Origin of the sequence: Streptomyces sp. DT190 (assembly GCF_049846985.1) — a bacterium.
GTDB lineage: Bacteria > Actinomycetota > Actinomycetes > Streptomycetales > Streptomycetaceae > Streptomyces.
Genome location: NZ_JBNCNM010000029.1, coordinates 1 through 22746 on the forward strand (window position 1 = coordinate 1; position 22746 = coordinate 22746).

Here is a 22746-nt window from a genome sequence, read left to right on the forward strand (position 1 = left end):
CTAGACAGCTCCACCACATCGGAGGTCTTCGCCATGATCAAGCCCGGCAAGCGTTAACAACGCTCGTGATCAATACATCTAGCGCGCGGCCCGGGCACAACCCGAAAGCAACAGCGACAGCGACAGCGACAGCGACAGCGACAGCGACAGCGACAGGAAAGGACGTCGAACACCATGCGTATCGCGTTTCTGGTGGCACCCGAGGGCGTCGAGCAGGTCGAGCTGACCGATCCGTGGCAGGCGGCGAAGGACGCCGGCCACGAGCCCGTGCTGGTGTCGACGAAGGAGGGTGAGATCCAGGCGTTCAACCACCTCGACAAGGCGGACACCTTCCCCGTCGACGAGGTCGTGGGCGAGAGCGCTCCCGGCTCGTTCGGCGCGCTGGTACTGCCGGGCGGCGTGGCCAACCCGGACTTCCTGCGCATGGACGACAAGGCCGTCGCGTTCGTCCGTGACTTCTTCGAGCAGGGCCGCCCGGTCGCGGCGATCTGCCACGCGCCGTGGACGCTGGTCGAGGCGGACGTCGTACGCGGCCGGGTGCTGACCTCGTGGCCGAGTCTGCAGACGGACATCCGCAACGCGGGCGGCACCTGGGTCGACGAGCAGGTGAAGGTCTGCGACCACGGCGCCAACAAGCTGGTCACCAGCCGCAAGCCGGACGATCTGAAGGCCTTCTGCGAGACGTTCCTCGACGTCTTCGCCCGTGAGGCCGCCTGACGGCCGCCTGACGGCGGCCGGCACACCCCGAAGGGCGAGGGGCTCAGGTGCCGGGAGTCGTGGGAGTCGCCGACTCCCCGCTTCCGCGCTCCCGGGCCCCTTCCCGCGTGCGGCCGGCGGCGACGGGGCGGCTCGGATTGCGGCGCAGGTACTCGCCCTCCAGCTGCGCCATGCGTTCGTTGTGGGCCCGCAGCGCGTCGTTGGAGCCGTACAGCAGCGTGTCGTGACGCGTGCGGTGGATGGTCTCCAGCTCCTTCATGAGCTGCTGGTCGTCCAGCCGGTCAGGGTTCACTCCGGTCATCGTGTCGCCCCGCTCGTCGTGTTCGTTCATGCCGTCCGGGTACCCGCCCCGGGAGCAAGTGAGCACTGCCGCCGAGCGGTATCCGGAGGGAGCCATGGATCTCGCTTTCCTGCACCCACTGTACGAACACCCCGGCCCTTGGGCCTCCGTGTACGTCGACACCTCCCGGCACACGCAGGACACTCCTCACGAGCGGCAGCTGACGGCCCAGGCCATGGCGAGGCAGCTCGCCGCGCAGGGTGCGGACGAGGCGACCTGCCGGGCCGTGCAGAGCGCGATCGAGGATCTGCGGCACTCCTCCGACCCCCACGGCAGGGCCCTGTTCGCCCGCGCCGGCGAGGTGGTCCTCGACCCGCCGCTGGTCCGTCCCCCGCAGGGCGGCGACTGGGCCGAATGGGCGCCGCTGCCCCGCGTCACACCGCTGCTGGAGCTGGCCGGCGAGGACCCCGTGTGCATCGTCGCGTACGTGGACCGCAAGGGCGCCGACTTCGAGCTGCGCAACGCGCTGGGCCGGCAGGACGCCGGGGGCGTCACCGGCCGGCAGTGGCCGGTGCACCGGACGAGCTCCGTGGACTGGTCCGAGCGGCATTTCCAGCTGCGGGTGGAGAACACCTGGGAGCACAACGCCGCGGAGATCGCCGACGCGCTCGCCGTGTGTCAGGAGGAGACCCAGGCCGACCTGCTGATCCTCGTCGGTGACGACCGGGAGCGGCGGTCGGTGCGCGAGCGGCTGCCCAAGCGGCTGCACGGCCTCGTCGTGGAGGCGCCGCACGGCACGGGCAGCCGGCTGCTCGACACCGACGTGGAGCGGGCCCGCGCCGAGCACGTGGCGCGGCGGGCCGAGGCGGAGCTGGAGCGGTTCCGCGCCGCCCGCGCCCCCGACGACGAAGGCCGGGCCGGGGCCGTCGAGGGCGTTCCGGCGCTGATCGAGGCGGCGCGTGAGCACCGCATCGACGAGTTGCTGATCCGGCTCGACGGGCCCGACGCGCACCGCGAGGTGTGGATCGGGGAGGATCCCGACCAGGTCGCCGTGCGGCGGACCGATCTGAAGATCCTCGGCGAGCAGCACTCGTGGCCGGCGCGGGCGGACGACGCGTTGATCCGCTCGGCGGTGGCCACGGACGCGGCGGCGCTGTCGGTGTCCGAGCACGAGGTGCCGACGGGCGGCATGGGGGCGCTGCTGCGCTGGAAGTGAGCGACGGGGGGCCGGGCCGGGTGGCCCGGGCCCCCTTCTTTCGCTTGGGTGCGGCCCTGTTCCGGTTCGCCGGTGGCGCCCCGGTGCGGTGGCCGGCCGTTTCCGGCCGGCGGTCCCGTTTGCTAGCGGGCCCGTTCCACCCGGCGTTCGTCCCAGACCGGGTCCGGGGTCTCCCGGACCCGGCCGTCGCTGCCGAAGACCAGGTAGCGGTCGAAGGAACGGGCGAACCAGCGGTCGTGGGTGACCGCGAGGACGGTGCCCTCGAAGGCCTCCAGGCCCTCCTGGAGCGCCTCGGCCGACTCCAGGTCCAGGTTGTCGGTCGGCTCGTCGAGCAGCAGGGCCGTGACGCCCTGCAGCTCCAGCAGGAGGATCTGGAAACGGGCCTGCTGCCCGCCGGACAGCCGGTCGAACGCCTGCTCGGCCTGGTGGGTCAGCTCGTAGCGGCGCAGCCGGGACATGGCGGCGCCGCGGTCCTGCGCGTGCTCCTTCCACAGGACGTCCAGCAGCGTGCGGCCCTCCAGCTCCGGATGCGCGTGCGTCTGCGCGAAGTGGCCGGGTACGACCCGGGCGCCCAGTTTCCAGTCCCCCGTGTGCGCCACGTCGTCGCCGGCGAGCAGGCGCAGGAAATGGGACTTGCCGGAGCCGTTGGAGCCGAGGACGGCGACGCGTTCGCCGTAGAAGACCTCCAGGTCGAAGGGCTTCATCAGGCCCGTGAGCTCCAGGTTCTCGCAGGTGACGGCCCGGACGCCGGTGCGGCCGCCCTTGATCCGCATCCTGATGTCCTGCTCGCGCGGCGGCTCGGGGGGCGGGCCGGCCTCCTCGAACTTGCGCAGCCGGGTCTGGGCGGCCTGGTAGCGCGACGACATCTCGTGGCTGACCGCGGCGGCCTGCCGGAGGTTCAGCACGAGCTTCTTCAACTGGGCGTGCTTCTCGTCCCAGCGCCTGCGCAGTTCCTCGAAGCGGGCGAAGCGCTCGCGCCGGGCGTCGTGGAAGGTGCTGAAGCCGCCGCCGTGCACCCAGGCGTCGGCGCCGGTGGGGCTGGGTTCCAGGGAGATGATCCGCTGGGCCGCGCGGGCGAGGAGCTCGCGGTCGTGGGAGACGAACAGGACGGTCTTGCGGGTCTCGGCTAGGCGTTCCTCCAGCCAGCGCTTGCCGGGGACGTCGAGGTAGTTGTCGGGCTCGTCGAGGAGGAGGACCTCGTCGGTGCCGCGCAGGAGCGCCTCCAGGACGAGGCGTTTCTGCTCGCCGCCGGAGAGGGTGCGGACCTGGCGCCACTGCGCCCGGTCGTAGGGGACGCCGAGCGCGGCCGTGGTGCACATGTCCCAGAGCGTCTCGGCCTCGTAGCCGCGGGCCTCGGCCCAGTCGGCGAGGGCCTGGGCGTAGGCCAGCTGGGCGGCCTCGTCGTCGACGGTCATGATGGCGTGCTCGGCGGCGTCGACGGCCCGGGCCGCCTGCTGGATGCGGGGGGTGGCCACGGAGACGAGCAGGTCGCGCACGGTCGTCTCGTCGCGTACGGAGCCGACGAACTGGCGCATGACGCCGAGTCCGCCGCCGACGGTGACGGAACCGCCGTGCGGTTTCAGCTCCCCGGCGAGCATGCGCAGCAGGGTCGTCTTCCCGGCGCCGTTGGGCCCGACGAGCGCCACGACGGCGCCCTCCCCCACCCGGAACGAGACGTCACCCAGCAGTGCCCTTCCGTCGGGCAGGTAGTACTCCAGGTGTGCGGCTTCGAGGTGACCCATGGCGGTGATTCTGTGCGGCCGGGGGTGACGTGGGCAAACCCATTTCGGTTCGGGCGGGCGCGTCTTCGCCTGCGCGGTGGGGGTGGGGCGGGGCCGTGCCGGGGGGTGTCCGTCCTCGGAACGGCGCGATGGGGTTGCGTGCCGACTCGCTGTTCGTCGACGCGCCAACCGCTGCGGGCGGACACCCCCCGGCACGGCCCCTTGCGCCGTCCGGCGGGTGCGGGCCGTGCCGTTGGCGGTCAGACCTTCCGCAGCGGCCGGTGCGGTTCCGGCGGGAGTTGCGGCTCGACCGCATCGCCCGGGTGTACCACGCCGCCCTCCCGCACCACACTCATGATCCCGGCCCTGCGCACCAGGTTCCCCGTCTCGTCCCGGCCGACGACCCGCTTCAGCAGCCCTTGCTGGAAACGGTCGATCTGCACACAGGGATTGCGCAGCCCGGTCACCTCCAGGACCGCCCGGTCGCCGACGTGCAGCAGCGTGCCGGTCGGCAGGGCGAGGAGGTCGATGCCCCGGGTGGTGATGTTCTCGCCGAGTTCCCCGGGCGCCACCTCGAAGCCGGCCTCTCGGAGTTCGGCGAAGAGCTCCTCGTGGATGAGGTGCACCTGGCGCAGGTTCGGCTGCGTGGGGTCCTGGGCGATCCGGGACCGGTGCTTGACCGTCACACCGGCGTGCACGTCCCCCTGCACTCCGAGGCCGGCGAGCAGCGTGACGCTGTCCCGGTTCGGCTTGGTGAACGAGTACTCCCCGTTGCTGCTGACCGCCGTCACTCGCCCGCTCATGGCCCCGGTTCCCCCTCCGCTGCAGCGATGACCGGCCTCGAGCCTAGCCGCCGGCGGCGGTGCGCCGGCCCGTGCCGGGTACCCGCTCGGCATGACGACCCCCGACCTGGACCTCACCGCCGCGAAGCCCGGGCGGCATCCCCTGCGCGATCGCGCCCTCGCCCTGGACGCCCGTCTGTACCGGGCCGTGGCGGCCCGGCGCGGGCGGGGTGTGCGCCCCGTGCCACCGGGCGCGGGGCGCGGTGCGGTGTGGCTCGCGGCGGCGGCCGCGCTCGCGGCGAGCCGCACGCCCCGCGCCCGCCGCGCGGCGTCCCGGGGGCTGGCCTCGACGGCCCTGGCCTCCCTGGCGCTGAAGGCCGTCGGGACGCGCTCGGTCCGCCGGCCGCGGCCGGCCGCGCCGCCGCTGCTGCGGCGGCTGCGGCCCTTGACCACCTCGTTCCCCTCCCGCCGCGCGGCGCGGGCCGCCGCCTTCGCGGCCGGGGTCGCCCTGGAGTCGCCGGCCTGGGGGGCGGTCGCCGCCCCCGTGGCCGGCTCGGTCGCCCTCGGCCGGGTCCGCACCGGTGCGCACTTCCCGAGCGAGGTCCTGGCGGGCGCGGCCCTCGGCGCGGGCGCCGCGTTCGTCCTGCGCGGCCTGGTGCCGACGCGCGGGCAGACCACCCCGCCGCCCCGGCCGCGCGCCGAGGTCCCGGCCCTGCTGGAGGGTGACGGGCTCGTGCTGGTGGCGAACACCGCCTCGGGCACCGCCGAGCGGGCCCGGGCGCTGCGGGACGCCCTGCCGCGGGCGGACGTGGTCGAGTGCGAACCGGCGGACGTGCCCGCCGAGTTGGAGAAGGCGGCCGCCCGGGCCCGGGTCCTCGGGGTGTGCGGCGGCGACGGCACCGTGAACACCGCGGCCCGCGTCGCGCTCCGCTTCGGCGTCCCCCTCGCGGTCCTGCCCGGTGGCACCCTCAACCACTTCGCCTACGACCTGGGCGTGGAGGACGCCCGCGATCTCGCCCGGGCGCTGCGCCAGGGGGACGCCGTGCGCGTGGACGTGGGGCGGTACTCCTGCGGGGACCGGCACGGCGTCTTCCTCAACACGTGCAGCGTCGGGGTGTACCCGGAGCTCGTACGGGAACGGGAGCGCTGGTCGCACCGGATCGGCGGCTGGCCGGCCGGGGTGCTGGCCGCCCTGCGCGTGCTGCGGGCCGACCGGCATCCGCTGGAGGCCGAGTTCCAGGGTCGTACCCGTCCGCTGTGGCTGCTGTTCGCCGGGAACGGCACCTATCACCGCATGGGGCTGGCGCCCGGGCGGCGGGTGGACCTCGCCGACGGGCAGCTGGACGTGCGGGTCGTGCACGGGGGCCGGCGGCCGGCCGTGCGGCTGCTCGCCGCGGCGCTCGCCGGGCCCCTGACCCGCTCCCCCGCCCACGCGGCCGTCCAGGTGGGGCGGCTGCGGCTGGACCACGTGGCGCCCGGCACCCTGCTGGCCTACGACGGCGAGGTGACCGAGGTGGAGGGCCGCGTGACGCTGGAGAAGCTGCCCGAGGCCCTGACCGTGTACCGCCCCGTCACCCCTTACTGACACTCCGTCAGTCCGTATCGCGAGACGCGGGTCTCATCATGCGGTTGCGCTGCGTACGGTGATGCCATGCCGACCGGAACGGAAGGGGTGGGGTCCGCCATGCCGGAACCACGGGAGACCGCCGTCTACACGCACGGGCACCATGAATCGGTGCTGCGCTCGCACACCTGGCGGACCGCCGCCAACTCGGCCGCCTACCTGCTGCCTTCGCTCAAGCCGCACATGCGGATCCTGGACATCGGCTGCGGGCCGGGCACCATCACCGCCGACCTGGCGGAACTCGTGCCGGACGGGCAGGTCACCGGGGTCGACCGGGCGCCGGGGATCCTGGAGCAGGCGCGCGCCACGGCGGCGGCACGGGGACTGGCCAACATCGACTTCGCGGTGGCCGACGTGCACGCCCTGGATCACCCGGACGACACCTTCTGCGTGGTCCACGCCCACCAGGTGCTCCAGCACGTCGGCGACCCCGTGCGGGCCCTGCGTGAGATGAGGAGGGTCACCAGGCCCGGGGGGTTCGTCGCCGTGCGGGACGCCGACTACGCGGCGATGACCTGGTACCCGGCCGTCGAAGGGCTCGACGCCTGGCTGGACCTGTACCGCCGGGTCGCCCGGGCCAACGGCGGCGAGCCGGACGCCGGGCGCAGGCTGCGCTCCTGGGCGCTGCGGGCCGGGTTCACGGACGTCACGGCCGGCTCAAGCACCTGGACCTTCGCCACCCCCGAGGAGCGGGCCTGGTGGAGCGGGCTGTGGGCCGACCGCACCCTGGCCTCGGCGTACGCGGACCGGGCCCTGGAGGGCGGGCACGCGAGCGAGGAGGAGCTGCGGCAGGTGGCCGCGGCCTGGCGGGAGTGGGGCGCACGGGAGGACGGCTGGTTCAGCGTGCTGCACGCAGAGGTCCTCTGCCGCAAGGACGGCTGAACCGCCCTGCCCCCGCCGTGCCGCTTCAGTCCCTGGGGAGCAGCGGTCCCAGGGGCCCGAGGTCCAGGTTGAGGTCCTCGGGCCGCAGCCCGTAGCGGTCGCGCAGCTCCGCCATCCGCTCCTCCAGCAGCATGAGCGTGAGCCCGATCCGCTCCTCCTGGTCCTCGCTCAGGTCCCCGACGTCGAACCGGCGCAGCGCCTGGCGCTCCATGAGCTGGCGCAGCAACTCGACCACCGTCAGCACGAGTTTGATGAGGTCGCGCTCGACGGTGTCGGGCTCCAGCTCGACCTTGCGGCGAGGCCGGTCGGGCCCGCCCGGGTCCGGCCGGGGCTCGGGGGAGGTCACAGCAACTCCTCGAACGGTGAGGGCACCTGGGCGTTCACCGAACTGATCAGCGCGTTGAGGTCGATGCGGACGAGGTCGACGTCGGCGATCCGCAGCGTGATGTCCCCCGTGATGACGACACCGCCGGCCAGCAGCCGGTCGAGCAGGTCCACGAGGGCCACCTCACGGCGTTCCACTACGGTCACGGCTTCTCCCCGTCGGTCATGCGTCCTCCCCGGCGAACGAATAGGCGGCCCAGGGGCCGGTGAGCTCGACGCGCATCCCGGGTGCCTCGTCCTTGGTGCGGTCGACCATTTCCACGAACTCCTCCGAACGCGCGCGCGGCACGAGGTAGGCGGCGTTCAGCACGTTGCGTCCGGTCGCCTTGGAGAGCGCCGGATTCTGCGGCGGGTGCAGCCGGGCGTCCTCCGCGAACGCGGCGAGCCGCTCGTGCAGCCTCGTCGAGAACGCCTCGGCCTTCTGCCACATCTCCTCGTGCGACCGGGTCTGCATGCGCCGCTGGCGCAGGTAGTCCCGGCCCGAGGCGGGCTTCTGCGCCGGCCGGGCGCTCTCCTGCGGTTCGGACTCGGCGTAGACCTTGACGCCCCACTCGACCCGGCCCTCCAGCCGGTCGAGGGTGCGCCCGAAGTCCTCCTCGCGGGCCTCCATCATGGTCCGGACGCCGCTGTCGTCCCGGAAGACGGTGCCGAGCCGCAGCGGCAGGGGGGTGGTGACGGTGGTGAGCGCGTCGATCACGCCCTGGTGGGCGCGGGCGGTCGCGGTCAGCCAGTCCAGGTCCTCCAGATGGGCCCGGAGCGGTTCCTCGGCGAAGTCCCGCTCCGGTACGTGACTCACCACGGCCACCAGGCCGCGGTGAGTCAGCGCTCTGGGCGGATCGCCCGCCACCCCTGTCAACTGGGCCTGGAGCGGGGTACTGAAGGGGCGGCAGACGGCGTAGACGTACCGCAGTCCGGTCACGGTGCCTCCTTCTTCTCCGCGCGGCCGGGCTCCAGTTCCTCCAGCCGGGCCAGCCTCTCGCGCAACTCGGCGTTTTCACGGGTGAGTTCGTCGCGGCGGGCCCGAGAGCTGAGAGCCGGGTCGGTCTCCCACCAGTCGATACCCATCTCCTTCGCCTTGTCGACGGAGGCCACGATCAGCCGCAGTTTGATCGTGAGGAGTTCGATGTCGAGCAGGTTGATGCGGATGTCGCCCGCGATCACGATGCCCTTGTCGAGCACCCTCTCCAGGATGTCGGCGAGGTTGGCGCCGCTGGCCTGGCCGTAGGGTTCGGGCATCCTGCTGGGCGTCGTCATCGCCGGCTCCCCGCCTCGACGTCCTGGTCCTCGTCCTCGTCCTCCTCCTCGTACTCACCCTCCGGCTCGTCCTCGGGCTCCTCCTCGGGCTCGGCCTCGTCCTCGTACTCGCCCTCGGGCTCCTCCTCGTCCTCCTCTTCCTCTTCCTCGTCCTCGTACTCGCCCTCCGGCTCCTCGTCCTCCGGCCGCTCTTCCCCGGTGTCCTCGGTGTCCTCGGCGTCCTCGGCGCGGGGCTCCTGGTCCGAGCCCTCCTCCGACTCCGACTCCTCCTCGGCGAGGGCGTCCTCGTGGCTGGTCACGACCTCGCCGTCGCGGATCTCACCGCGCCAGCTGTCCTCCGCCTCGCCCTTGATGGTGATGAAGCGGGCGAAGTTCTTCAGGTCGAGCCGGGCCCGGCGGCCCTGGGCGCGCCAGATGTTGCCGGTCTTCTCGAAGAGACCGGACGGGTAGTACTCGATGACCAGCAGCACGCGGGTCAGGTTCTCGGCGATCCGGTGGAAGGAGACGACGCCCTTCGTGGTGCCCTTGGCGCCCTCCGACGTCCACACGATGCGGTCGTCGGGGACCTGCTCGGTGGTCTTCGCCTTCCAGCTGCGGTTGGACCACCAGATCTTCGCCTGCCAGTCCGAGGTGGTGTCGTCGGCGCGGCTCGCGCTCTTGACGCCCTTGGCGAAGGTGCTGAAGTCCTGGTACTGCGTCCACTGGTCGTACGCGGTGCGCAGCGGCACACCGACGTCGATGCTCTCCATGATGACGGTGGGCTTGTTGCCGGAACGGCCCTTGCCCTTCTTCTTGCCGCCGAACAGGTTCTTGACGGAACCCGTGACCTTGTCCTTGAGGTGCGAGCCGCCGGTCTCCAGTGCGCTGCGCAGCGGCCCCTTGCCCTCGGCGAGCTTGCGGCCGCCGTCGAGGGCCAGCTTGGCGAAGCCCGGGCTGTTGCCCTCCGCGATGTCGTTCAGCTTGCCGGTGGTCTCGCCGAGCTTGCGGCCGACGCCGGTGAGCATGCGGGTGGCCTGCGCCGCGAGGTACTCCTGCAGTTCGGCCTTGAGCCGGTCCGCGGCCTCGCTGTGGGCCACGTCGGTGAGTGGGTTCTTCGACGCTCCGCGCGCGGCGGAGGACGCCGATCCGAGGGTGTCGGTCATTCCTCACCGCCTCCCTTCGGCAGCCGGGACCGGGCGCTGCCGCCGCCGCTCCCGGAGGTCGCCTTTCTGGCGGCCGTGGTCTTCTTGGCCGCCGCCTTCTTGGCGGGGGCCCTCTTGGCGGCGCTCTTCTTGGCGGGAGCCTTCTTCGCCGCCTTCTTCGCCGGCGCCTTGCGGGCGGCTGCCTCCTCCTCCGCGGGCTCGTCGTCCTCGGGCTCGTCGTCCTCGGGCTCCTCGTCCTCGTCGGCTCGGGAGTCCTCGGGCTCCTCGTCCTCGTCGGCTCGGGAGTCCTCGGGCTCCTCGTCCTCGTACTCGGCGTCCTCGGCGTCGTCGTCCTGCCCCGCGGGCACCACGCCCGACAGCTGGTCGCGCACCTGGGCGGTACGGCCGTGCAGCCGGTCGGCGAGCGCGTCGATCTGGCGCTCGACCATGGCTCCGGAGGCGGCCTTGCCCACGCCGCGCAGGTCCTGGCGCAGCTGGTCGCCGATCTCCTTGAACTGCGGGTTGTTCCGCAGCTGCTCCTGGAGCAGTTCGGCCACCATGCGCGGACTCAGGTTCAGCTTCTTCCCGGCCACCACACCGCCGACGGCCATGGCCATCTTCAGTTTTTTGGTGCGTCCCAGGAGGTATCCGGCCCCTATGGCGAGACCCAGTCCCATTCGGTTCATCGTGTCGTCCCGTTGCCTGTTCCCGCGCTCCCGCGCGAAGCGGTCTCCAACCGGTCGAGGAGTTCGTCCTCCTGTCGGTCGAACTCCTCCTCGGTGATCTCTCCGGCCTCCAGCTGCTCTTCCAGCCGGGCCAGTTCGGCCCGGATGGTCGCGGGGTCGTAGTAGATGCGCTCGGCCTCCTGGACCACCTGTCTGATGGCCCAGGCGCTGCCGCGTACCGGTGCGAACGGCAGCAGCAGCACCTCAGAGATCAGGCCCACGTCGTCACCCCGCTCCGGTGTCCGTTCCGCTCGTCACCGTGCCCGCCGGCTCGGCCGGGCCGGGCTCGACGAAGCTGTACGGCGGCAGCGGACCGTTGACCCGCACCTCCAGGTGCGGCATGTCCTTGCGGACCTGCTCGACCGCGGCCAGGAAGGACTCCGCCGAGTCCCGCTCCACCAGGTACGACACGTTGGCCAGCCAGCCGGTGGACTCGGGGCCCACGCTGACGTCGTCGGCGGAGCCGTCCAGGGCGCGCTGCAGGGCGGCGCCGTCCTCGGCCTCCTTGGCCTTGACCGCGGCCGCGACCATCTCGCCGAGCCGGATCTTGTCGTCGTAACTGCCGCCGCCCGCCTGCCGGTTGGCCTCCGCGAGGCCGCGGATGTCGGGGCTCTCGGCCATCACCCGGTGCAGAACGGCCTCTTCGACGTGGTTGGCCTTGATGTTGTACTCGACCCGGTTGTCCAGGGCCCGCAGCCGCTCCTCGTAGTGCTCGGCGCGCTCGGCGAGCACCGCGGTGATCGAGTTGTCGTCCGGGGCGACGCTGCCGAACCGCATGGGCAGCACGCAACCGGCCGCACCCGCCTCGCTGAGCACGTTCTGGTGGGCGAGGAGCTCCTTGCGCTTGGGCCGCAGACCCTCGGGCGCCTCGCTCACGATGGCCGCCAGGCCGCCCTCGCGCAGGATGCGCACCGGGCGGGGCGGGTCACCGACACCGCTCATGCCCTCGGGCAGACCGGGGTGCGAACCCGACGCGATGCCGTAGACGTAAGTGCTCACTCCTGCTCCTCCTTCCGGCGGGCCGCGGTCTTGCGGGCTCGCGGACGCGACTCGGTCTCACCTTCGCTCCGCGCCTGCTTGAAGGCGTCGGAGATGGTCTCGGCGGCGCCGGACAGCGCCCCCTTGGACTTGCCGCGCGCGCCGGACTCGGTCATCTCGCCGACCAGGTCGGGCAGGCCCGGGTCCTTGCGCGGCCCGGCCTCCAGGTCGAGCCGGTTGCACGCCTCGGCGAAGCGCAGATAGGTGTCGACGCTGGCGACGACGACGCGGACGTCGATCTTGAGGATCTCGATACCGACCAGGGAGACGCGCACGAATGCGTCGATGACGAGCCCCCTGTCCAGGACAAGCTCAAGCACGTCGTAAAGGCCGCTGCTGCCGCCTCCGCCGCCGGACTGCTGTGCCGGTACGACTGTCATGCCGGATGTTCCTCCTCGTGTGTGGGTACGGGTGGACCGGTCGGGCGGCCTAGCGGCCGCCGGACCTGCGCGCGTCCGAACGACCGCGTTCGTAGCGGCGCACCCGCCGGTAGCCCATGAGCTGCCCGTCGCTGTCGAGCTCCACCTGGTAGCTCGCCATCAGGCTCATCGTGTCGGGCACGCGCTCGAGTTCGAGAACCTCGACCTCCAGCGCCCAGCCCTCCTCCGTCTGCTCGAAGGACGACACGGACTCGGCCTCCATGCCGGTGAGCTCCGCGAGCTGGCCGCGCGCCTGACGCAGCACCTCCATCGGGCTCGGCCGCTTACGAGCCGTCTCGTGGTCGTTCGACGTACGCGATTCCTGGGAGTCCTGTGACTTCTGTGAACTCTGTGAGTCCTGCGTGTTTTTTGTGTTCGACATGGCCACCTCCCCCTCCGTGTGGCCGCAAGCGTGTTCGCCAAACCTCTACGGACGCATGCATCTGCCACTCGACGGCTTGCCGGGCAGGCCGGTTCAGCCGCCCAGGGCGTTCAGCCGCCGCCGGGCGGGACCGAGCGCCCGGCCCCGGTCCAGCAGGCCCGACCACGGATCGGTGCGTGCCTGCTCCACCGCGTCGGCGACGGTCCAGCGGCGCGCGTGCAGCTCCGGGTCGTCGAGCTGCTCCCAGGTGACCGGGGTGGCCACGGGCGCACCCGGCAGGGGCCGGACGGTGTAGGGCGCGACGGCGGTCTGCGCGTAGGCGTTGCGCTGGATGTCGAGGTAGAGCCGCTCGCCGCGCTCCTTCTTGCGGGCGGCGGTGGTGAGGCGGTCGGGGTGGGCCTCGGCGAGGGTGTCGGCGACGTCCCGGGCGAAGGCGCGGACCTCGTCGAAGTCGTGCCGGCCGGTCAGCGGCACGATCACGTGCAGCCCGCGCGAGCCGGTGGTCATCAGCGCCGACGGCAGCTCCAGCTCGTCGAGCAGTTCCCCGAGCAGCCGGGCGGCCTCGCGCACGTCCTCGAAGTCGTCGCCCGTCGGGTCGAGGTCGAAGACCATCCGGTCCGGGTGGTGCGGGCTGCCGGCGCGCGAGAGCCAGCGGTGCAGGGTGATGCTCGCCTGGTCGGCCAGGTAGAGCAGGGTGGCGGTGTCGTCGCACACGGCGTGGTGGACGGTGCCGCCCTCCTTGGCCAGCTCGACGCGCCTGATCCACTCCGGGTAGTGCTCCGGGGTGTTCTTCTGCATGAACCGCGGCCCGTCGATGCCGTCCGGGTGCCGTTCCAGCATCAGGGGCCGGCCGCGCAGGTGCGGCAGCATGAAGGGCGCGACGGCCCGGTGGTAGTCGACCAGGTCGCCCTTGGTGTACTCCTTGGCGTCGCCGCCGCCGGGGAAGAGCACCTTGTCCGGCCGGTGCACCTCCACCGTGCGGCGGCCCGCCCGCACCCTGCGCGGGCCCTGGTCGCCGCTCACCGCACGACCGCCTCCTCGACCAGCAACTGTCCGGCCGCCGCGATGGACTCCGCGTCGATGCCGGCGGCGTGCAGTTGCTCGTCCGGGGACGCCGAGCCGGGCATGGTCCGTACGGCGAGCCGCACCAGGCGCGGCACGGGCCGGCCGTCGGTGAACGCGTCCAGGACGGCGTCGCCGATGCCGCCCTCGGGGTGGTGGTCCTCCACGGTCACCAGGCAGCCGGTCTCCTCGGCCGCCCGGTGCAGGGTGGCACGGTCGACGGGCTTGACCGAGTACAGGTCGATCACCCGGGCGCGGATGCCCTGCTCCTCCAGCGCGTCGGCCGCGGCCAGCGCCTCGTGCACGGTGACGCCCGCGGCGACCAGCGTCAGCCGGTCCTCCCCGGAGGAGCGCAGCACCTTGCTGCCGCCGACCGGGAACTCCTCGTCGGGGCCGTAGATCACCGGGCTCTCGCCGCGGGAGGTGCGCAGGTAGCGGATGCCCTCCAGGCCGGCCATGGCGCCGACGAGCCGCGCCGTCTGGTTGGCGTCGCAGGGGTAGAGCACGGTCGAGCCGTGCACCGCCCGCATCATCGCCAGGTCCTCCAGGCCCATCTGGCTGGGCCCGTCCTGGCCGATGGCGACACCCGCGTGGCTGCCGACGAGGTTGATGCCGGCACCGCTGACCGAGGCCATCCGGATGAAGTCGTAGGCCCGGGTCAGGAAGGCCGCGAAGGTGGCCGCGTACGGCACCCAGCCGCGGGAGGCGAGCCCGACCGCCGAGGCGACCAGCTGCTGCTCGGCGATGTAGCACTCGAAGTAGCGGTCCGGGTGCTCCTTGGCGAAGGCCTCGGCGCGGGTGGAATCGCCGACCTCGCCGTCCAGGGCGACGATGTCGCCGCGGCCGGTGCCGAGCGCGGTGAGCGCCTCGCCGAAGGCGTTGCGGGTGGCGACCTCCTCGCCCTGGTCCCAGCGCGGAAGCCGGATGTCCCCGGTGTGGACGGAGTGCAGCATGCGGGTGGCGAGCGGCTCCTGCACCCGGATCCGCAGGTCGCGGGGGCCGCCCAGCTCGGCGATCGCCTCGTCGGCCTCGGGCAGGGGCTTGCCGTGCAGGCCCTCGCGGTCCTGGACGCCCTCGACGCCCTTGCCCTTGAGGGTGCGGGCGAGGATCGCGGTGGGCTGGCCCTTGGTGGAGGCGGCCTCGCCGTACGCGCGGTCGACGGCGTCGACGTCGTGGCCGTCGACCTCGATGGTGTGCCAGTCGAAGGCCTGGAAGCGGCGGGCGTAGGCGTCCAGGTCGTGGCCGTGCCGGGTCGGGCCGCGCTGGCCGAGCCGGTTGACGTCGACGATCACGGTCAGGTTGTCGAGGTGCTCGTGGCCGGCGTGCTCGGCGGCCTCCCACACGGATCCCTCGGCCAGTTCGCTGTCGCCGCACAGCACCCAGGTGCGGTAGTCGGTGCGGTCCAGCCGCTTGCCGGCCAGCGCGATGCCGACGCCGACGGGCAGGCCCTGCCCGAGCGAGCCGGTGGCCGTCTCCACCCACGGCAGGCGCTGCGGGGTGGGGTGGCCTTCGAGGCGGCTGCCCAGCTTGCGGAAGGTGAGCAGTTCCTCGTCGTCGATGGCGCCGGCCGCCTTGTACGCGGCGTACATCAGCGGCGAGGCGTGGCCCTTGGACAGCACGAAGCGGTCGTTGCCCGGGTGGGCCGGGCGGTCGAAGTCGTAGCGGAAGTGGTGGGCGAGCAGGACGGCCAGCAGGTCGGCGGCGGACATGGAGGACGTCGGGTGCCCGGAGCCCGCCGCGGCGGCGGCGCGGACGCTGTCCACGCGCAGCTGCTGTCCGAGGTCGGTGAGTTCACCGGTGTTCATGAGTCTCCTTTCGCGGAGTCGTCCGGGGCGTCGGTTCGTTTGACGGGGCCGGGGGCGGCACCGGGGTCCGGAGGTGCCTGCTCGGCCGGCGGCTGCGGCGAGGACCCGGGCTGGTGCTTCGCGGGCCCGCCGCCGGGCTGGTTACGGGCCTGCTCCCCACCCGGCTGGTTCCTCGCGGGCTCATTACCGGGCTGATTCTTCGCGGGCTCGCCTCCGGCCTGGTGGTGAGCCGGTTCACCACCCGGCTGGTTCCTCGCGGGCTCGCCGCCGGGCTGATTCTTCGCGGGCCCGCCGCCGGGCTGGTTACGGGCCGACTCGCCGCCCGGCTGGTTTCTCGCGGGCTCACCGCCGGGTTGGTTCCTCGCAGGCTCACCGCCGGGTTGGTTCCTCGCAGGCTCGCCGCCGGGTTGGTTCCTCGCAGGCTCGCCGCCGGGTTGGTTCCTCGCGGGCTCGCCGCCGGGACGCCCCTGGCCCGGCTGACCGGCCCGCCGGTCCGTCATGGCCTCGCCGCCGGGTCCGTCGGCGGTCGCCTCCTCGCCCGGACGGCCCTTCGCCGTCTCCGACTCGGTGCGGTGCAGGACCGCCGACGCGGACCCGGCACCGGTCCCGGCCGCTCGGTGTTCCGGGCGGCCCTTCGCCGTCTCGGACTCCGTGCGGCGCAGCACGGCAGCGGGGCCGGGTCCGGGCCGCGCGCCGGCCGGGCCGGGTCCGGCCCCGGACGGCGGCCCGGACCCGGCCGAGGCCCCGTCGGCGCCCGGGCCGGACCCGCTGCCGCCCTCCTGCGTGTCGGCCTCGATCGCCGCCCCCGGCCCCGACCGCGCGCCGGTCTCCTGCCGCTGCCCGGGTCCGCCCGGCACCCGGGCGACCTCGGGCGACGAGGTGTCCAGCGGCACCGACCAGGACCGTACGAGCCCCAACTGCACGGTCTGGCGCGGCAGTACGGCGTCCAGCAGCCAGTCCGCTGCGACACGGACACGGTTGCCGGGCATCGCGGCGAGGTGGTAGCCGCGCGTCACCGCGCCCGCCGGTACGCCGGAGAGGGTCACGCCGAGCGGATTGGCGGCGGCCTTGGCGCCGCCCAGGTCGACGACGAAGCCCAGGTCCCGGTGGCGGTACGGCTTGCGCGCCCCGCCGAGTCCCAGCGACGCGGCGACGTTCTCCGCCGCGACCTTGCCCTGCCGCCAGGCGTGCTGCGCGGTCATCGGCGTGTAGCCGCCCGGCTTCTCCAGGTCGGGCACGGCGGCCACGTCACCGCAGGAGAACACCTCGGGCCGCCCCGGCACCTGCAGGTGCGGGTCGACGAGCAGCCGCCCCTTCTCCATCGGCAGCCCGAGGGACTCGACCAGCGGGTCGGGCCGTACGCCCACGCACCACACCAGGGTCCGTGTCTCGACGAACTCGCCGTCGGTCAGCAGGACCCCGTCGTGCGTGGCCTCCTTCACGGAAGTGCCCATCCGCACGTCCACGCCCCGCTGCCGCAGCACCCGGTCGGCGGTGGCGGACAGCTTGCCGTCCATCTCCGGCAGCACCCGCGGCGCCACGTCCAGCAGCATCCAGCGCGGCCGCATGCCCCGCCGCAGCGGGTGTTTGCGGACCTGCGCGTCGGTGAACATCTGCCCGTGCGCGGCGACCTCGGTGCCGGTGTATCCCGCGCCCACCACCACGAAGGTGCAGCGCGCGGCGCACGTCCTGGGATCGTCGGCGGCGGCCGCGAGCTCCACCTGCCGGGTCACGTGGTCGCGCAGGTACAGCGCCTCGGGCAGTCCGCGGAAGCCGTGCGCGTGCTCGGCGACGCCGGGGATCGGCAGCAGCTTGTTGACACTGCCCGCGGCGAGCACCAGCCGGTCGTAGGCGAGGGTGCCCGCCTCGCCCTCGGGGCCCGTGTAGTGCAGGGTGCGCTCGTCGAGGTCGATCCGGTCGGCCTCGCCCAGGACGAGCCGTACGTTCGGCAGCGTGTCGGAGAGGGAGACCGTGACCCGGCGCGGCTCCAGGACGCCGGCGGCGACCTGGGGCAGCAGAGGCAGATAGAGGAAGTAGTCGGTCGGGTTCAGCACGGTGATGTGGGCCCGGCCCCGGGTGAGCCGGGACAGGGTGCGGGCCGTGCGGTATCCGGCGAAGCCGGCTCCGACGACCAGGATGCGGGGTCGACTCACGGTTGACTCGCCTCCGGCGCTGTCGCGTACCTCGGGAGCCTTCCGCGTCCCCCTGGCCAGGGCACCCAAACGTCCGCCCGCCCCGGTGCGACCGGTTTCCGGCCGCCCGCCCGGGTACCCGGTGCGGGATACGGACCGCCGACGTCGCGGAGGCACCCCCCATGCCCGAGTACGGCTATTTCCTCTCGTGCGAGCAGTACGGACCCGCGGAGCTGATCGAGCAGGCGCGCATGGCCGAGCAGGCCGGATTCCAGGCGCTGTGGATCTCCGACCACTACCACCCGTGGAACGACGAACAGGGCCAGAGCCCGTTCGTGTGGTCGGTGATCGGCGCGCTGTCCGAGGCGGTGTCGCTGCCGATCGAGACGGCGGTGACCTGCCCGACCGTGCGCATGCACCCGGCGGTGGTGGCGCACGCAGCGGCGACCAGCGCGGTGATGACGAACAACCGCTTCCGTCTGGGCGTGGGCTCCGGCGAGGCCCTCAACGAGCACATCCTGGGCGACCACTGGCCGCCGGCCCATGTCCGGCTGGACATGCTGGAGGAGGCCATCCAGGTGATGCGCCGCCTGTTCACGGGCGAGGAGGTCAACCACCACGGCCCGCACTACACCGTGGAGAACGCCCGCCTGTACACGGTCCCGGACGAGCCGATCCCGATCGACATCTCCGGCTTCGGCCCGGCGGCGACCGCGCTCGCCTCCCGCGTCGGCGACGGCTACATCACGGTCATGCCCGACGAGACGATGGTGGAGCAGTACCGCAAGGGCGGGGGCGGCGGGAAGCTGGTCAGCGGCGGCACCAAGGTCTGCTACGGCACCGACAAGGAGGAGGCCGTACGGACCGTGCACCGCCTCTGGGCGAACGAGCAGCTGCCGGGCGAACTGGGCCAGGTGCTGCCGTCCCCGAAGCACTTCGAGCAGGCGCAGCAGCTGGTCACCGAGGACATGGTGCGGGAGAACCGGGTGTGCGGCGACGACGTGGACGAGCACGTCGCGGAGCTGAAGCAGTTCGCCGACGCGGGCTTCGACCGGGTCTACGTCAACCAGATCGGCCCCGACCTGCGCGGCTTCTTCGACTTCTACCGCACGAAGGTGCTGCCGCAGCTGGACTGAGCGGAAATCGGCGGGCGGCCCGGGGCCCGGGTCGCCTACAGTCGCCGGCATGTCTCTTCGTCTGCGTCTGCGTGCCGCCCTGCCCGAGGCGATCCGGTCCCGTGACAAGGCGGCGGTGAGCGCCCTGCGCGGAGCGCTGGCCGCGCTGGACAACGCCGAGGCGGTTGCCGTGGACGAGCGGTCGACGCGCGCCGGCGCCCTGGAGGCCTCGCCTGCCGGTGCCGGCGCGACCGAGGCGGCCCGGCGCGAACTCGGCGAGCGTGAGGTGCTCGGCGTGGTGCGCGCGGAGGCCGACGAGCGGCTGGCGGCGGCGGCCGGGCTGACGGCACCCGCGCACGCCGCCCGGGCCGAGCGGCTCCGGGCGGAGGCGGAGGTGCTGCTGCGTTTCCTGGGCGAAGAAGAAGAGACCTTGCCGGTCACGGAGCGCCGTTAGCGTCGGACCGGGCCGCTCAGCCAGGGCCCTGACCGCGGCGGCGAGGGCCACGCCCAGCCACCCCGGCTGCGTGCCGGCCACTGCTGCCAGTACCGCGCCCCGTCAGGGGCGCGGGGAACTGCGCGACCGGCCCCCGCCGGCCCGCACCCGGCACTCAGCACCGCGAACCCGGTGTCACGCCCGGTGGCGCGGCACGTCCAGGTCGCCGGTCGGCCCACCTCGCGTTCAGTACGGCGCCCCGTCAGGGGCGCGGGGAACTGCGCGACCGGCCCCCGCCGGCCCGCACCCGGCACTCAGCACCGCGAACCCTGTGTCACGCCCGGTGGTGCGGCACGTCCGGGTCGTCGGCCGGCCGCGGGGGCACGGTGCCCGGGGTGGTCCCGGCGGGGCCGCCCGCGACGGGAGGAGCCGGCGGGACGGGCGGGACGGGCATGCCGCCGGCGGCATGCTCCGCTCCGGCGTGGCCCGGGGCCGGGCCGGCCGCGTGCCCGCCGCCGGGCCGGGAGGGCCGGGCCATGCCGCGCAGCACGTAGGCGAGGACGCCCAGGATCACGGCGGTGATCAGCGCGGCGGCCCAGTCGGGCAGGCCGAGCGCGAGGGCCAGTCCCACGGCCAGCGCGAGGGCCGCGCCCGCGTAGAGGGCGAGGGCACCGGACGCGGCGTACAGCGCGGCCTTGCGGCGCTGCTTGCGCGTCTGCTCGCGCAGTTCGTCCCGTACGGTCTCGCGCGCCACCTGTGCCAGTTCGTCGACCAGGTGCTTGTCAAGATGCTCCAGGTGATCCAGCGGCTTCATGCCCGTCCGGGTACCCTCGGCCCTGCGCCGGTAACTAGGCTCTGGCGCATGGAGATTCTGGGTGCCACACTGCGCGTCTGCGTCGACGACCTCGAGACGGCGATCCCCTTCTACGAGCGGCTGGCGGGCGGCAGAGCCCAGCGCTTCGAACGGGGCGGTGTCCAGGTGGCGGCGATCGGCTGCTTCCTGCTGATGAGCGGTCCGCCGGCCGAGCTGGAGATCCTGCGCAAGGTGGCGGCGACGATCGCCGTGACGGACGTCGAGGAGACGCACAAGGTGCTGACGGGGCTGGGCGCCCACATCGTCGCGGGCCCCATCGCCTCACCGGCGGGCCGCAACCTGATCGCCCTGCACCCGGACGGCTCGGTGTACGAGTACGTGGACCGCCAGGCGTGATCCCGGCCGGGGCCCGGTTCAGCGCCGTCCGGGCCCGCCGGTCATCTCGGTGGTGATCGCCCAGCGCTCGTGGTCGCGCCAGGCCCCGTCGACGAACAGCATCTTCGGCGAGAAGCCCTCAAGGCGGAAGCCGCAGCCGCGGGCCAGGGCGATCGAGGCGGCGTTGCGGGGCTGGACGTTGATCTCCAGCCGGTGCAGCCGCAGGGGGCCGAAGGCGTACCCCACGACGAGGTCCAGCCCTTCGCGCATCAGCCCGCGTCCGGCGGCGTGCGCGAAGGCGCCGTAGCCGAGGGCCCCGGACTGGAAGCCGCCCTGGACGATGTTGTTGATGTTGATGAACCCGGCGATGGACCCGTCGTCCTTCTCGCAGACGAGGAAGCCGGCCTTGGTGGGGTCCTCGATGAGCCGGCCCGCGTACGCGGTGTACGCCTGGGCGGTGAGCGGCGGGAACAGCCAGGGGTGGTGCAGGTCCTTGCTCTCCCGGGCCCGGGCGGTGAACTCGGCGCCGTCCTCATGGGTGAAGTGGCGTATGCCCACCCGGGGGCCTTCGGCGAGGTAGCGGGATGTGGTGTGCGGCACCCCGCCACAGTAACCTCACCGGCCCTGTCGTCTCAGCCGGCCGTCATGGGCAGCCGGAGGGTCCCGGGCCGGCCCGGGCCGCTGACGACGGTGACGGGTTTGGTCCCGCGGTTGCCGAAGTAGGCGCCGTCGCTCGCCGCGATGACGAACCGCAGCCGGTGCCCGGTGTCGAAGCGGTGCACGATGCCGGGCAGGGTGACGGTGAAGCTCCTGGTCACGTCCGGCACCCGGACCGGGGCGACCAGGCGCCGCACCAGGGTGCGGGTGCCGTCGGGGGCGACGTCGTAGACCTTGGCGAACAGCACGAGTCTGTCGGCCGCGTCGCCGGGGTGCTGGACGCGTTCGGCCTGCGGGGAGACGACCTGGAGCGTGGCCCGGGGCGCGCCGACGACGTCGAGGGGCTCGCGCAGCGGGGCGCTGGTCCAGGCGAGGTGGGTGCCCCTGGTGTCGCGCGGCGGGGAGTCCGGCAGCCCGAGGAGCCCGGCCAGGGAGCTCTCCGAATGGCTCGTGGGGACGGCCAGGTTGGTGTAGGTCCGGCGGCCCGGTGTCACCTGGCCGGGGTTGTCGACGAGCCTGCCGTCGCCCGAGAGGTACAGGGCGCGGTTCAGGGCGGGGAGGCGGTCGGCGGTGGCGTAGACGCGGTCCGGGTCCGCGATCCAGTCGCGGTAGTAGGCGAAGGCGGGCCCCGTGCCGGTGTCCGCCTGCTTGCGCAGGTGGCGGTCGAACCAGGCGAGGACGCGTCGGCCGACGTAGCTGGTCTCCAGGTTGCCGCGGGACAGGTCGAGTTCGGCGGCGGCCCCGGGGCCGCCGATGCGGCCGCTGTGTCCCCAGGACTGCCAGATCATCTTCACGGGGGTGCCCTGCGCCCGGAGCGTCCGGTAGGTCGCCGTCGCCTCGTTGAGGTTGAACAGGGTGTCGGCCTGTCCCTGCACCAGCAGGGTGGGGGTCCGGACGCGGTGCAGGTACGACACCGGGGACACGCGGCGCGCGTAGCCGAGCAGCTCGGCGGTGCGGTCGGCGGGGTAGCTGCCGGAGTTGAGGGTGTGGACGGTCCGGCAGGCCTCGGTGACGAAGTGCAGGCACGCCAGGGAGTTGACGCGGGAGGGGTCCAGGCTCGGCTGGAGCAGCGGCTGGCCCTCGCCGATGAGGTAGAAGCCGTTGGTCCACTGCCACTTGAAGGCGCCGGGGACGCCGGTGGCGCCGACGGCGTTGTTGGGGTCGAGCGCGTACGCCAGGTCGTGCCAGGTGATCATCGGCACGAGCGCGTCGAGGCGGTGGTCGACGGCGGCCGTCGCCAGCTGCACGGCACCGCCGTAGGAACCGCCGATCATGCCCACGCGGGGGTCCCCGGGGGCGTCGCGCGTGACGAAGTCGGCGGTGGTGCCGTCGTCGGCGGCGCGCCGGCCGCCGAGGAAGTCGACGAGTTGTGAGGCCGCCGCGCCGTCGATGGCCGGGTCGTCCAGGGAGACGAGGCAGCCGCTGCGGCCGAAGCCGAGCCCGGAGTAGATCAGCGAGACGTACCCGCGCCGGGCGAAGGCCTTGCCGATGGTGTCCGTCGAACCGTCCGCCTTGCTGCCGCCGAAGCCGTTCGTGCCGAGCACGGCGGGCGCCGGGTGGTCCCGGTCCACGCCGGCCGGACGGTACAGGTCGGCGTCGACGGTGCAGGCGCGCCCGCCGGCCCGGACGGTGAACCGCAGCGGGGTGACGGTGTGGTCGCCGGACGCCGTCGCGGGCGGGGTGAGGGCGAGCGGGCCGGCCAGGGCGGTGCCCAGAGCCAGGGCGAGGGGGGCGCGGAATCGGGGCACGCGTCGGAACACACGGACCTCCACGGTGAGGACAACGGCGGGACAGGGGCCATGCGGACG

At 73.3% G+C, this 22746-nt stretch carries 26 protein-coding genes; 7 read left to right on the forward strand and 19 right to left on the reverse strand.

The genetic code is table 11. From position 1 onward, the window contains the following. The first annotated feature begins 174 nt into the window (after positions 1–174). Entirely contained in the window at positions 175–717 is a 543-nt protein-coding gene (locus tag ACPXCS_RS34805; RefSeq protein WP_425951517.1) for a type 1 glutamine amidotransferase domain-containing protein, read from the forward strand. Between the two features lie 43 nt (positions 718–760). Here ACPXCS_RS34805 and ACPXCS_RS34810 read toward each other — a convergent pair whose 3' ends face one another. Continuing rightward, a complete protein-coding gene (locus ACPXCS_RS34810) occupies positions 761–1048 on the reverse strand; it encodes a DUF6158 family protein (protein ID WP_425951518.1) in 288 nt (95 codons plus the stop codon). A 64-nt stretch (positions 1049–1112) separates the two neighbouring features. On the opposite strand from ACPXCS_RS34810, the gene ACPXCS_RS34815 reads away from it, so the two are divergent. Beyond that, on the forward strand, positions 1113–2213 hold the full coding sequence (locus ACPXCS_RS34815; protein ID WP_425951519.1) for a Vms1/Ankzf1 family peptidyl-tRNA hydrolase: 1101 nt from the start codon (positions 1113–1115) through the stop codon (positions 2211–2213). Positions 2214–2335: 122 nt separating this feature from the next. Here the strand turns inward: ACPXCS_RS34815 and ACPXCS_RS34820 are convergent, their stop codons facing one another. Together ACPXCS_RS34820 and ACPXCS_RS34825 are read right to left on the reverse strand one after the other, a co-directional pair. Further along, the gene (locus ACPXCS_RS34820; protein ID WP_425951520.1) at positions 2336–3955 is read right to left on the reverse strand and encodes an ABC-F family ATP-binding cassette domain-containing protein; all 1620 of its coding nucleotides are present in this window, start codon (positions 3953–3955) and stop codon (positions 2336–2338) included. Between the two features lie 239 nt (positions 3956–4194). Then, positions 4195–4737, reverse strand: coding sequence for an MOSC domain-containing protein (locus ACPXCS_RS34825; protein ID WP_425951521.1), 543 nt, complete (start codon positions 4735–4737; stop codon positions 4195–4197). A gap of 91 nt (positions 4738–4828) precedes the next feature. On the opposite strand from ACPXCS_RS34825, the gene ACPXCS_RS34830 reads away from it, so the two are divergent. Both ACPXCS_RS34830 and ACPXCS_RS34835 read left to right on the forward strand, forming a co-directional pair. Then, a complete protein-coding gene (locus ACPXCS_RS34830) occupies positions 4829–6301 on the forward strand; it encodes a diacylglycerol/lipid kinase family protein (protein ID WP_425951522.1) in 1473 nt (490 codons plus the stop codon). A 99-nt stretch (positions 6302–6400) separates the two neighbouring features. Further along, on the forward strand, positions 6401–7222 hold the full coding sequence (locus ACPXCS_RS34835) for a class I SAM-dependent methyltransferase (RefSeq protein ID WP_425951523.1): 822 nt from the start codon (positions 6401–6403) through the stop codon (positions 7220–7222). A 25-nt stretch (positions 7223–7247) separates the two neighbouring features. On the opposite strand, the gene ACPXCS_RS34840 is transcribed toward ACPXCS_RS34835, so the two are convergent. The 13 genes from ACPXCS_RS34840 to ACPXCS_RS34900 all read right to left on the reverse strand — a co-directional run bounded on the left by ACPXCS_RS34840 (position 7248) and on the right by ACPXCS_RS34900 (position 17565). Then, positions 7248–7568 (reverse strand): gas vesicle protein K, encoded by a 321-nt coding sequence (locus tag ACPXCS_RS34840; RefSeq protein WP_425951524.1) that lies wholly within the window; start codon positions 7566–7568, stop codon positions 7248–7250. Beyond that, positions 7565–7753: a gas vesicle protein gene (locus ACPXCS_RS34845; RefSeq protein WP_003994122.1), complete on the reverse strand. Its 189-nt coding sequence runs from the start codon at positions 7751–7753 to the stop codon at positions 7565–7567. Before ACPXCS_RS34845 ends, ACPXCS_RS34840 begins: the two co-directional genes overlap by 4 nt. Positions 7754–7769: 16 nt before the next feature. Beyond that, positions 7770–8525, reverse strand: coding sequence for a GvpL/GvpF family gas vesicle protein (locus ACPXCS_RS34850; RefSeq protein ID WP_425951525.1), 756 nt, complete (start codon positions 8523–8525; stop codon positions 7770–7772). Further along, on the reverse strand, positions 8522–8860 hold the full coding sequence (locus tag ACPXCS_RS34855) for a gas vesicle protein (RefSeq protein WP_094055984.1): 339 nt from the start codon (positions 8858–8860) through the stop codon (positions 8522–8524). The genes ACPXCS_RS34850 and ACPXCS_RS34855 overlap by 4 nt, the downstream gene beginning before the upstream one ends. Beyond that, the gene (locus ACPXCS_RS34860; RefSeq protein ID WP_425951526.1) at positions 8857–10002 is read right to left on the reverse strand and encodes an SRPBCC family protein; all 1146 of its coding nucleotides are present in this window, start codon (positions 10000–10002) and stop codon (positions 8857–8859) included. The genes ACPXCS_RS34855 and ACPXCS_RS34860 overlap by 4 nt, the downstream gene beginning before the upstream one ends. Further along, positions 9999–10667: a DNA primase gene (locus ACPXCS_RS34865; RefSeq protein WP_425951527.1), complete on the reverse strand. Its 669-nt coding sequence runs from the start codon at positions 10665–10667 to the stop codon at positions 9999–10001. Before ACPXCS_RS34865 ends, ACPXCS_RS34860 begins: the two co-directional genes overlap by 4 nt. Further along, positions 10664–10927: a gas vesicle protein GvpG gene (locus tag ACPXCS_RS34870; protein WP_425951528.1), complete on the reverse strand. Its 264-nt coding sequence runs from the start codon at positions 10925–10927 to the stop codon at positions 10664–10666. The genes ACPXCS_RS34865 and ACPXCS_RS34870 overlap by 4 nt, the downstream gene beginning before the upstream one ends. Positions 10928–10931: 4 nt before the next feature. Beyond that, positions 10932–11705, reverse strand: coding sequence for a GvpL/GvpF family gas vesicle protein (locus ACPXCS_RS34875; protein ID WP_425951529.1), 774 nt, complete (start codon positions 11703–11705; stop codon positions 10932–10934). Further along, complete coding sequence (locus ACPXCS_RS34880) at positions 11702–12124, reverse strand: gas vesicle structural protein GvpA (protein ID WP_425951530.1); 423 nt, start codon at positions 12122–12124, stop codon at positions 11702–11704. Before ACPXCS_RS34880 ends, ACPXCS_RS34875 begins: the two co-directional genes overlap by 4 nt. Positions 12125–12173: 49 nt before the next feature. Further along, complete coding sequence (locus tag ACPXCS_RS34885; RefSeq protein WP_425951531.1) at positions 12174–12545, reverse strand: gas vesicle protein; 372 nt, start codon at positions 12543–12545, stop codon at positions 12174–12176. A 93-nt stretch (positions 12546–12638) separates the two neighbouring features. Beyond that, positions 12639–13568 carry a non-homologous end-joining DNA ligase gene (gene ligD / locus ACPXCS_RS34890; protein ID WP_425951532.1) on the reverse strand — a complete coding sequence of 310 codons (930 nt, stop codon included), beginning with the start codon at positions 13566–13568 and terminating at the stop codon, positions 12639–12641. Next, on the reverse strand, positions 13565–15412 hold the full coding sequence (locus ACPXCS_RS34895) for a transketolase (RefSeq protein WP_425951533.1): 1848 nt from the start codon (positions 15410–15412) through the stop codon (positions 13565–13567). Before ACPXCS_RS34895 ends, ligD begins: the two co-directional genes overlap by 4 nt. Continuing rightward, positions 15409–17565, reverse strand: a complete 2157-nt coding sequence (locus ACPXCS_RS34900; RefSeq protein ID WP_425951534.1) for an FAD-dependent oxidoreductase — start codon at positions 17563–17565, stop codon at positions 15409–15411. Before ACPXCS_RS34900 ends, ACPXCS_RS34895 begins: the two co-directional genes overlap by 4 nt. Before the next feature lie 161 nt (positions 17566–17726). Between ACPXCS_RS34900 and ACPXCS_RS34905 the strand changes: the two genes are divergently transcribed. Both ACPXCS_RS34905 and ACPXCS_RS34910 read left to right on the forward strand, forming a co-directional pair. After that, positions 17727–18680: a TIGR03557 family F420-dependent LLM class oxidoreductase gene (locus tag ACPXCS_RS34905; protein ID WP_425951535.1), complete on the forward strand. Its 954-nt coding sequence runs from the start codon at positions 17727–17729 to the stop codon at positions 18678–18680. Positions 18681–18771: 91 nt separating this feature from the next. Then, complete coding sequence (locus ACPXCS_RS34910) at positions 18772–19113, forward strand: hypothetical protein (RefSeq protein ID WP_425951607.1); 342 nt, start codon at positions 18772–18774, stop codon at positions 19111–19113. A 313-nt stretch (positions 19114–19426) separates the two neighbouring features. On the opposite strand, the gene ACPXCS_RS34915 is transcribed toward ACPXCS_RS34910, so the two are convergent. Beyond that, complete coding sequence (locus ACPXCS_RS34915; RefSeq protein WP_425951536.1) at positions 19427–19906, reverse strand: phage holin family protein; 480 nt, start codon at positions 19904–19906, stop codon at positions 19427–19429. Positions 19907–19954: 48 nt separating this feature from the next. Here ACPXCS_RS34915 and ACPXCS_RS34920 point away from each other — a divergent pair, with 48 nt between their 5' ends. Then, entirely contained in the window at positions 19955–20302 is a 348-nt protein-coding gene (locus tag ACPXCS_RS34920; protein ID WP_425951537.1) for a VOC family protein, read from the forward strand. Positions 20303–20320: 18 nt separating this feature from the next. On the opposite strand, the gene ACPXCS_RS34925 is transcribed toward ACPXCS_RS34920, so the two are convergent. Continuing rightward, a complete protein-coding gene (locus ACPXCS_RS34925) occupies positions 20321–20881 on the reverse strand; it encodes a GNAT family N-acetyltransferase (RefSeq protein WP_425951538.1) in 561 nt (186 codons plus the stop codon). A 32-nt stretch (positions 20882–20913) separates the two neighbouring features. Then, positions 20914–22698, reverse strand: a complete 1785-nt coding sequence (locus ACPXCS_RS34930; RefSeq protein ID WP_425951539.1) for a CocE/NonD family hydrolase — start codon at positions 22696–22698, stop codon at positions 20914–20916. Positions 22699–22746 lie beyond the last annotated feature (48 nt).

Bases quoted from the DNA above. Each gene is read 5' to 3' on its own strand.
- ACPXCS_RS34805 (WP_425951517.1), top strand. From the start codon at position 175: ATGCGTATCGCGTTTCTGGTGGCACCCGAGGGCGTCGAGCAGGTCGAG.
- ACPXCS_RS34810 (WP_425951518.1), bottom strand. From the start codon at position 1,048: ATGAACGAACACGACGAGCGGGGCGACACGATGACCGGAGTGAACCCT.
- ACPXCS_RS34815 (WP_425951519.1), top strand. From the start codon at position 1,113: ATGGATCTCGCTTTCCTGCACCCACTGTACGAACACCCCGGCCCTTGG.
- ACPXCS_RS34820 (WP_425951520.1), bottom strand. From the start codon at position 3,955: ATGGGTCACCTCGAAGCCGCACACCTGGAGTACTACCTGCCCGACGGA.
- ACPXCS_RS34825 (WP_425951521.1), bottom strand. From the start codon at position 4,737: ATGAGCGGGCGAGTGACGGCGGTCAGCAGCAACGGGGAGTACTCGTTC.
- ACPXCS_RS34830 (WP_425951522.1), top strand. From the start codon at position 4,829: ATGACGACCCCCGACCTGGACCTCACCGCCGCGAAGCCCGGGCGGCAT.
- ACPXCS_RS34835 (WP_425951523.1), top strand. From the start codon at position 6,401: ATGCCGGAACCACGGGAGACCGCCGTCTACACGCACGGGCACCATGAA.
- ACPXCS_RS34855 (WP_094055984.1), bottom strand. From the start codon at position 8,860: ATGACGACGCCCAGCAGGATGCCCGAACCCTACGGCCAGGCCAGCGGC.
- ACPXCS_RS34860 (WP_425951526.1), bottom strand. From the start codon at position 10,002: ATGACCGACACCCTCGGATCGGCGTCCTCCGCCGCGCGCGGAGCGTCG.
- ACPXCS_RS34865 (WP_425951527.1), bottom strand. From the start codon at position 10,667: ATGAACCGAATGGGACTGGGTCTCGCCATAGGGGCCGGATACCTCCTG.
- ACPXCS_RS34880 (WP_425951530.1), bottom strand. From the start codon at position 12,124: ATGACAGTCGTACCGGCACAGCAGTCCGGCGGCGGAGGCGGCAGCAGC.
- ACPXCS_RS34885 (WP_425951531.1), bottom strand. From the start codon at position 12,545: ATGTCGAACACAAAAAACACGCAGGACTCACAGAGTTCACAGAAGTCA.
- ACPXCS_RS34895 (WP_425951533.1), bottom strand. From the start codon at position 15,412: ATGAACACCGGTGAACTCACCGACCTCGGACAGCAGCTGCGCGTGGAC.
- ACPXCS_RS34905 (WP_425951535.1), top strand. From the start codon at position 17,727: ATGCCCGAGTACGGCTATTTCCTCTCGTGCGAGCAGTACGGACCCGCG.
- ACPXCS_RS34915 (WP_425951536.1), bottom strand. From the start codon at position 19,906: ATGAAGCCGCTGGATCACCTGGAGCATCTTGACAAGCACCTGGTCGAC.
- ACPXCS_RS34920 (WP_425951537.1), top strand. From the start codon at position 19,955: ATGGAGATTCTGGGTGCCACACTGCGCGTCTGCGTCGACGACCTCGAG.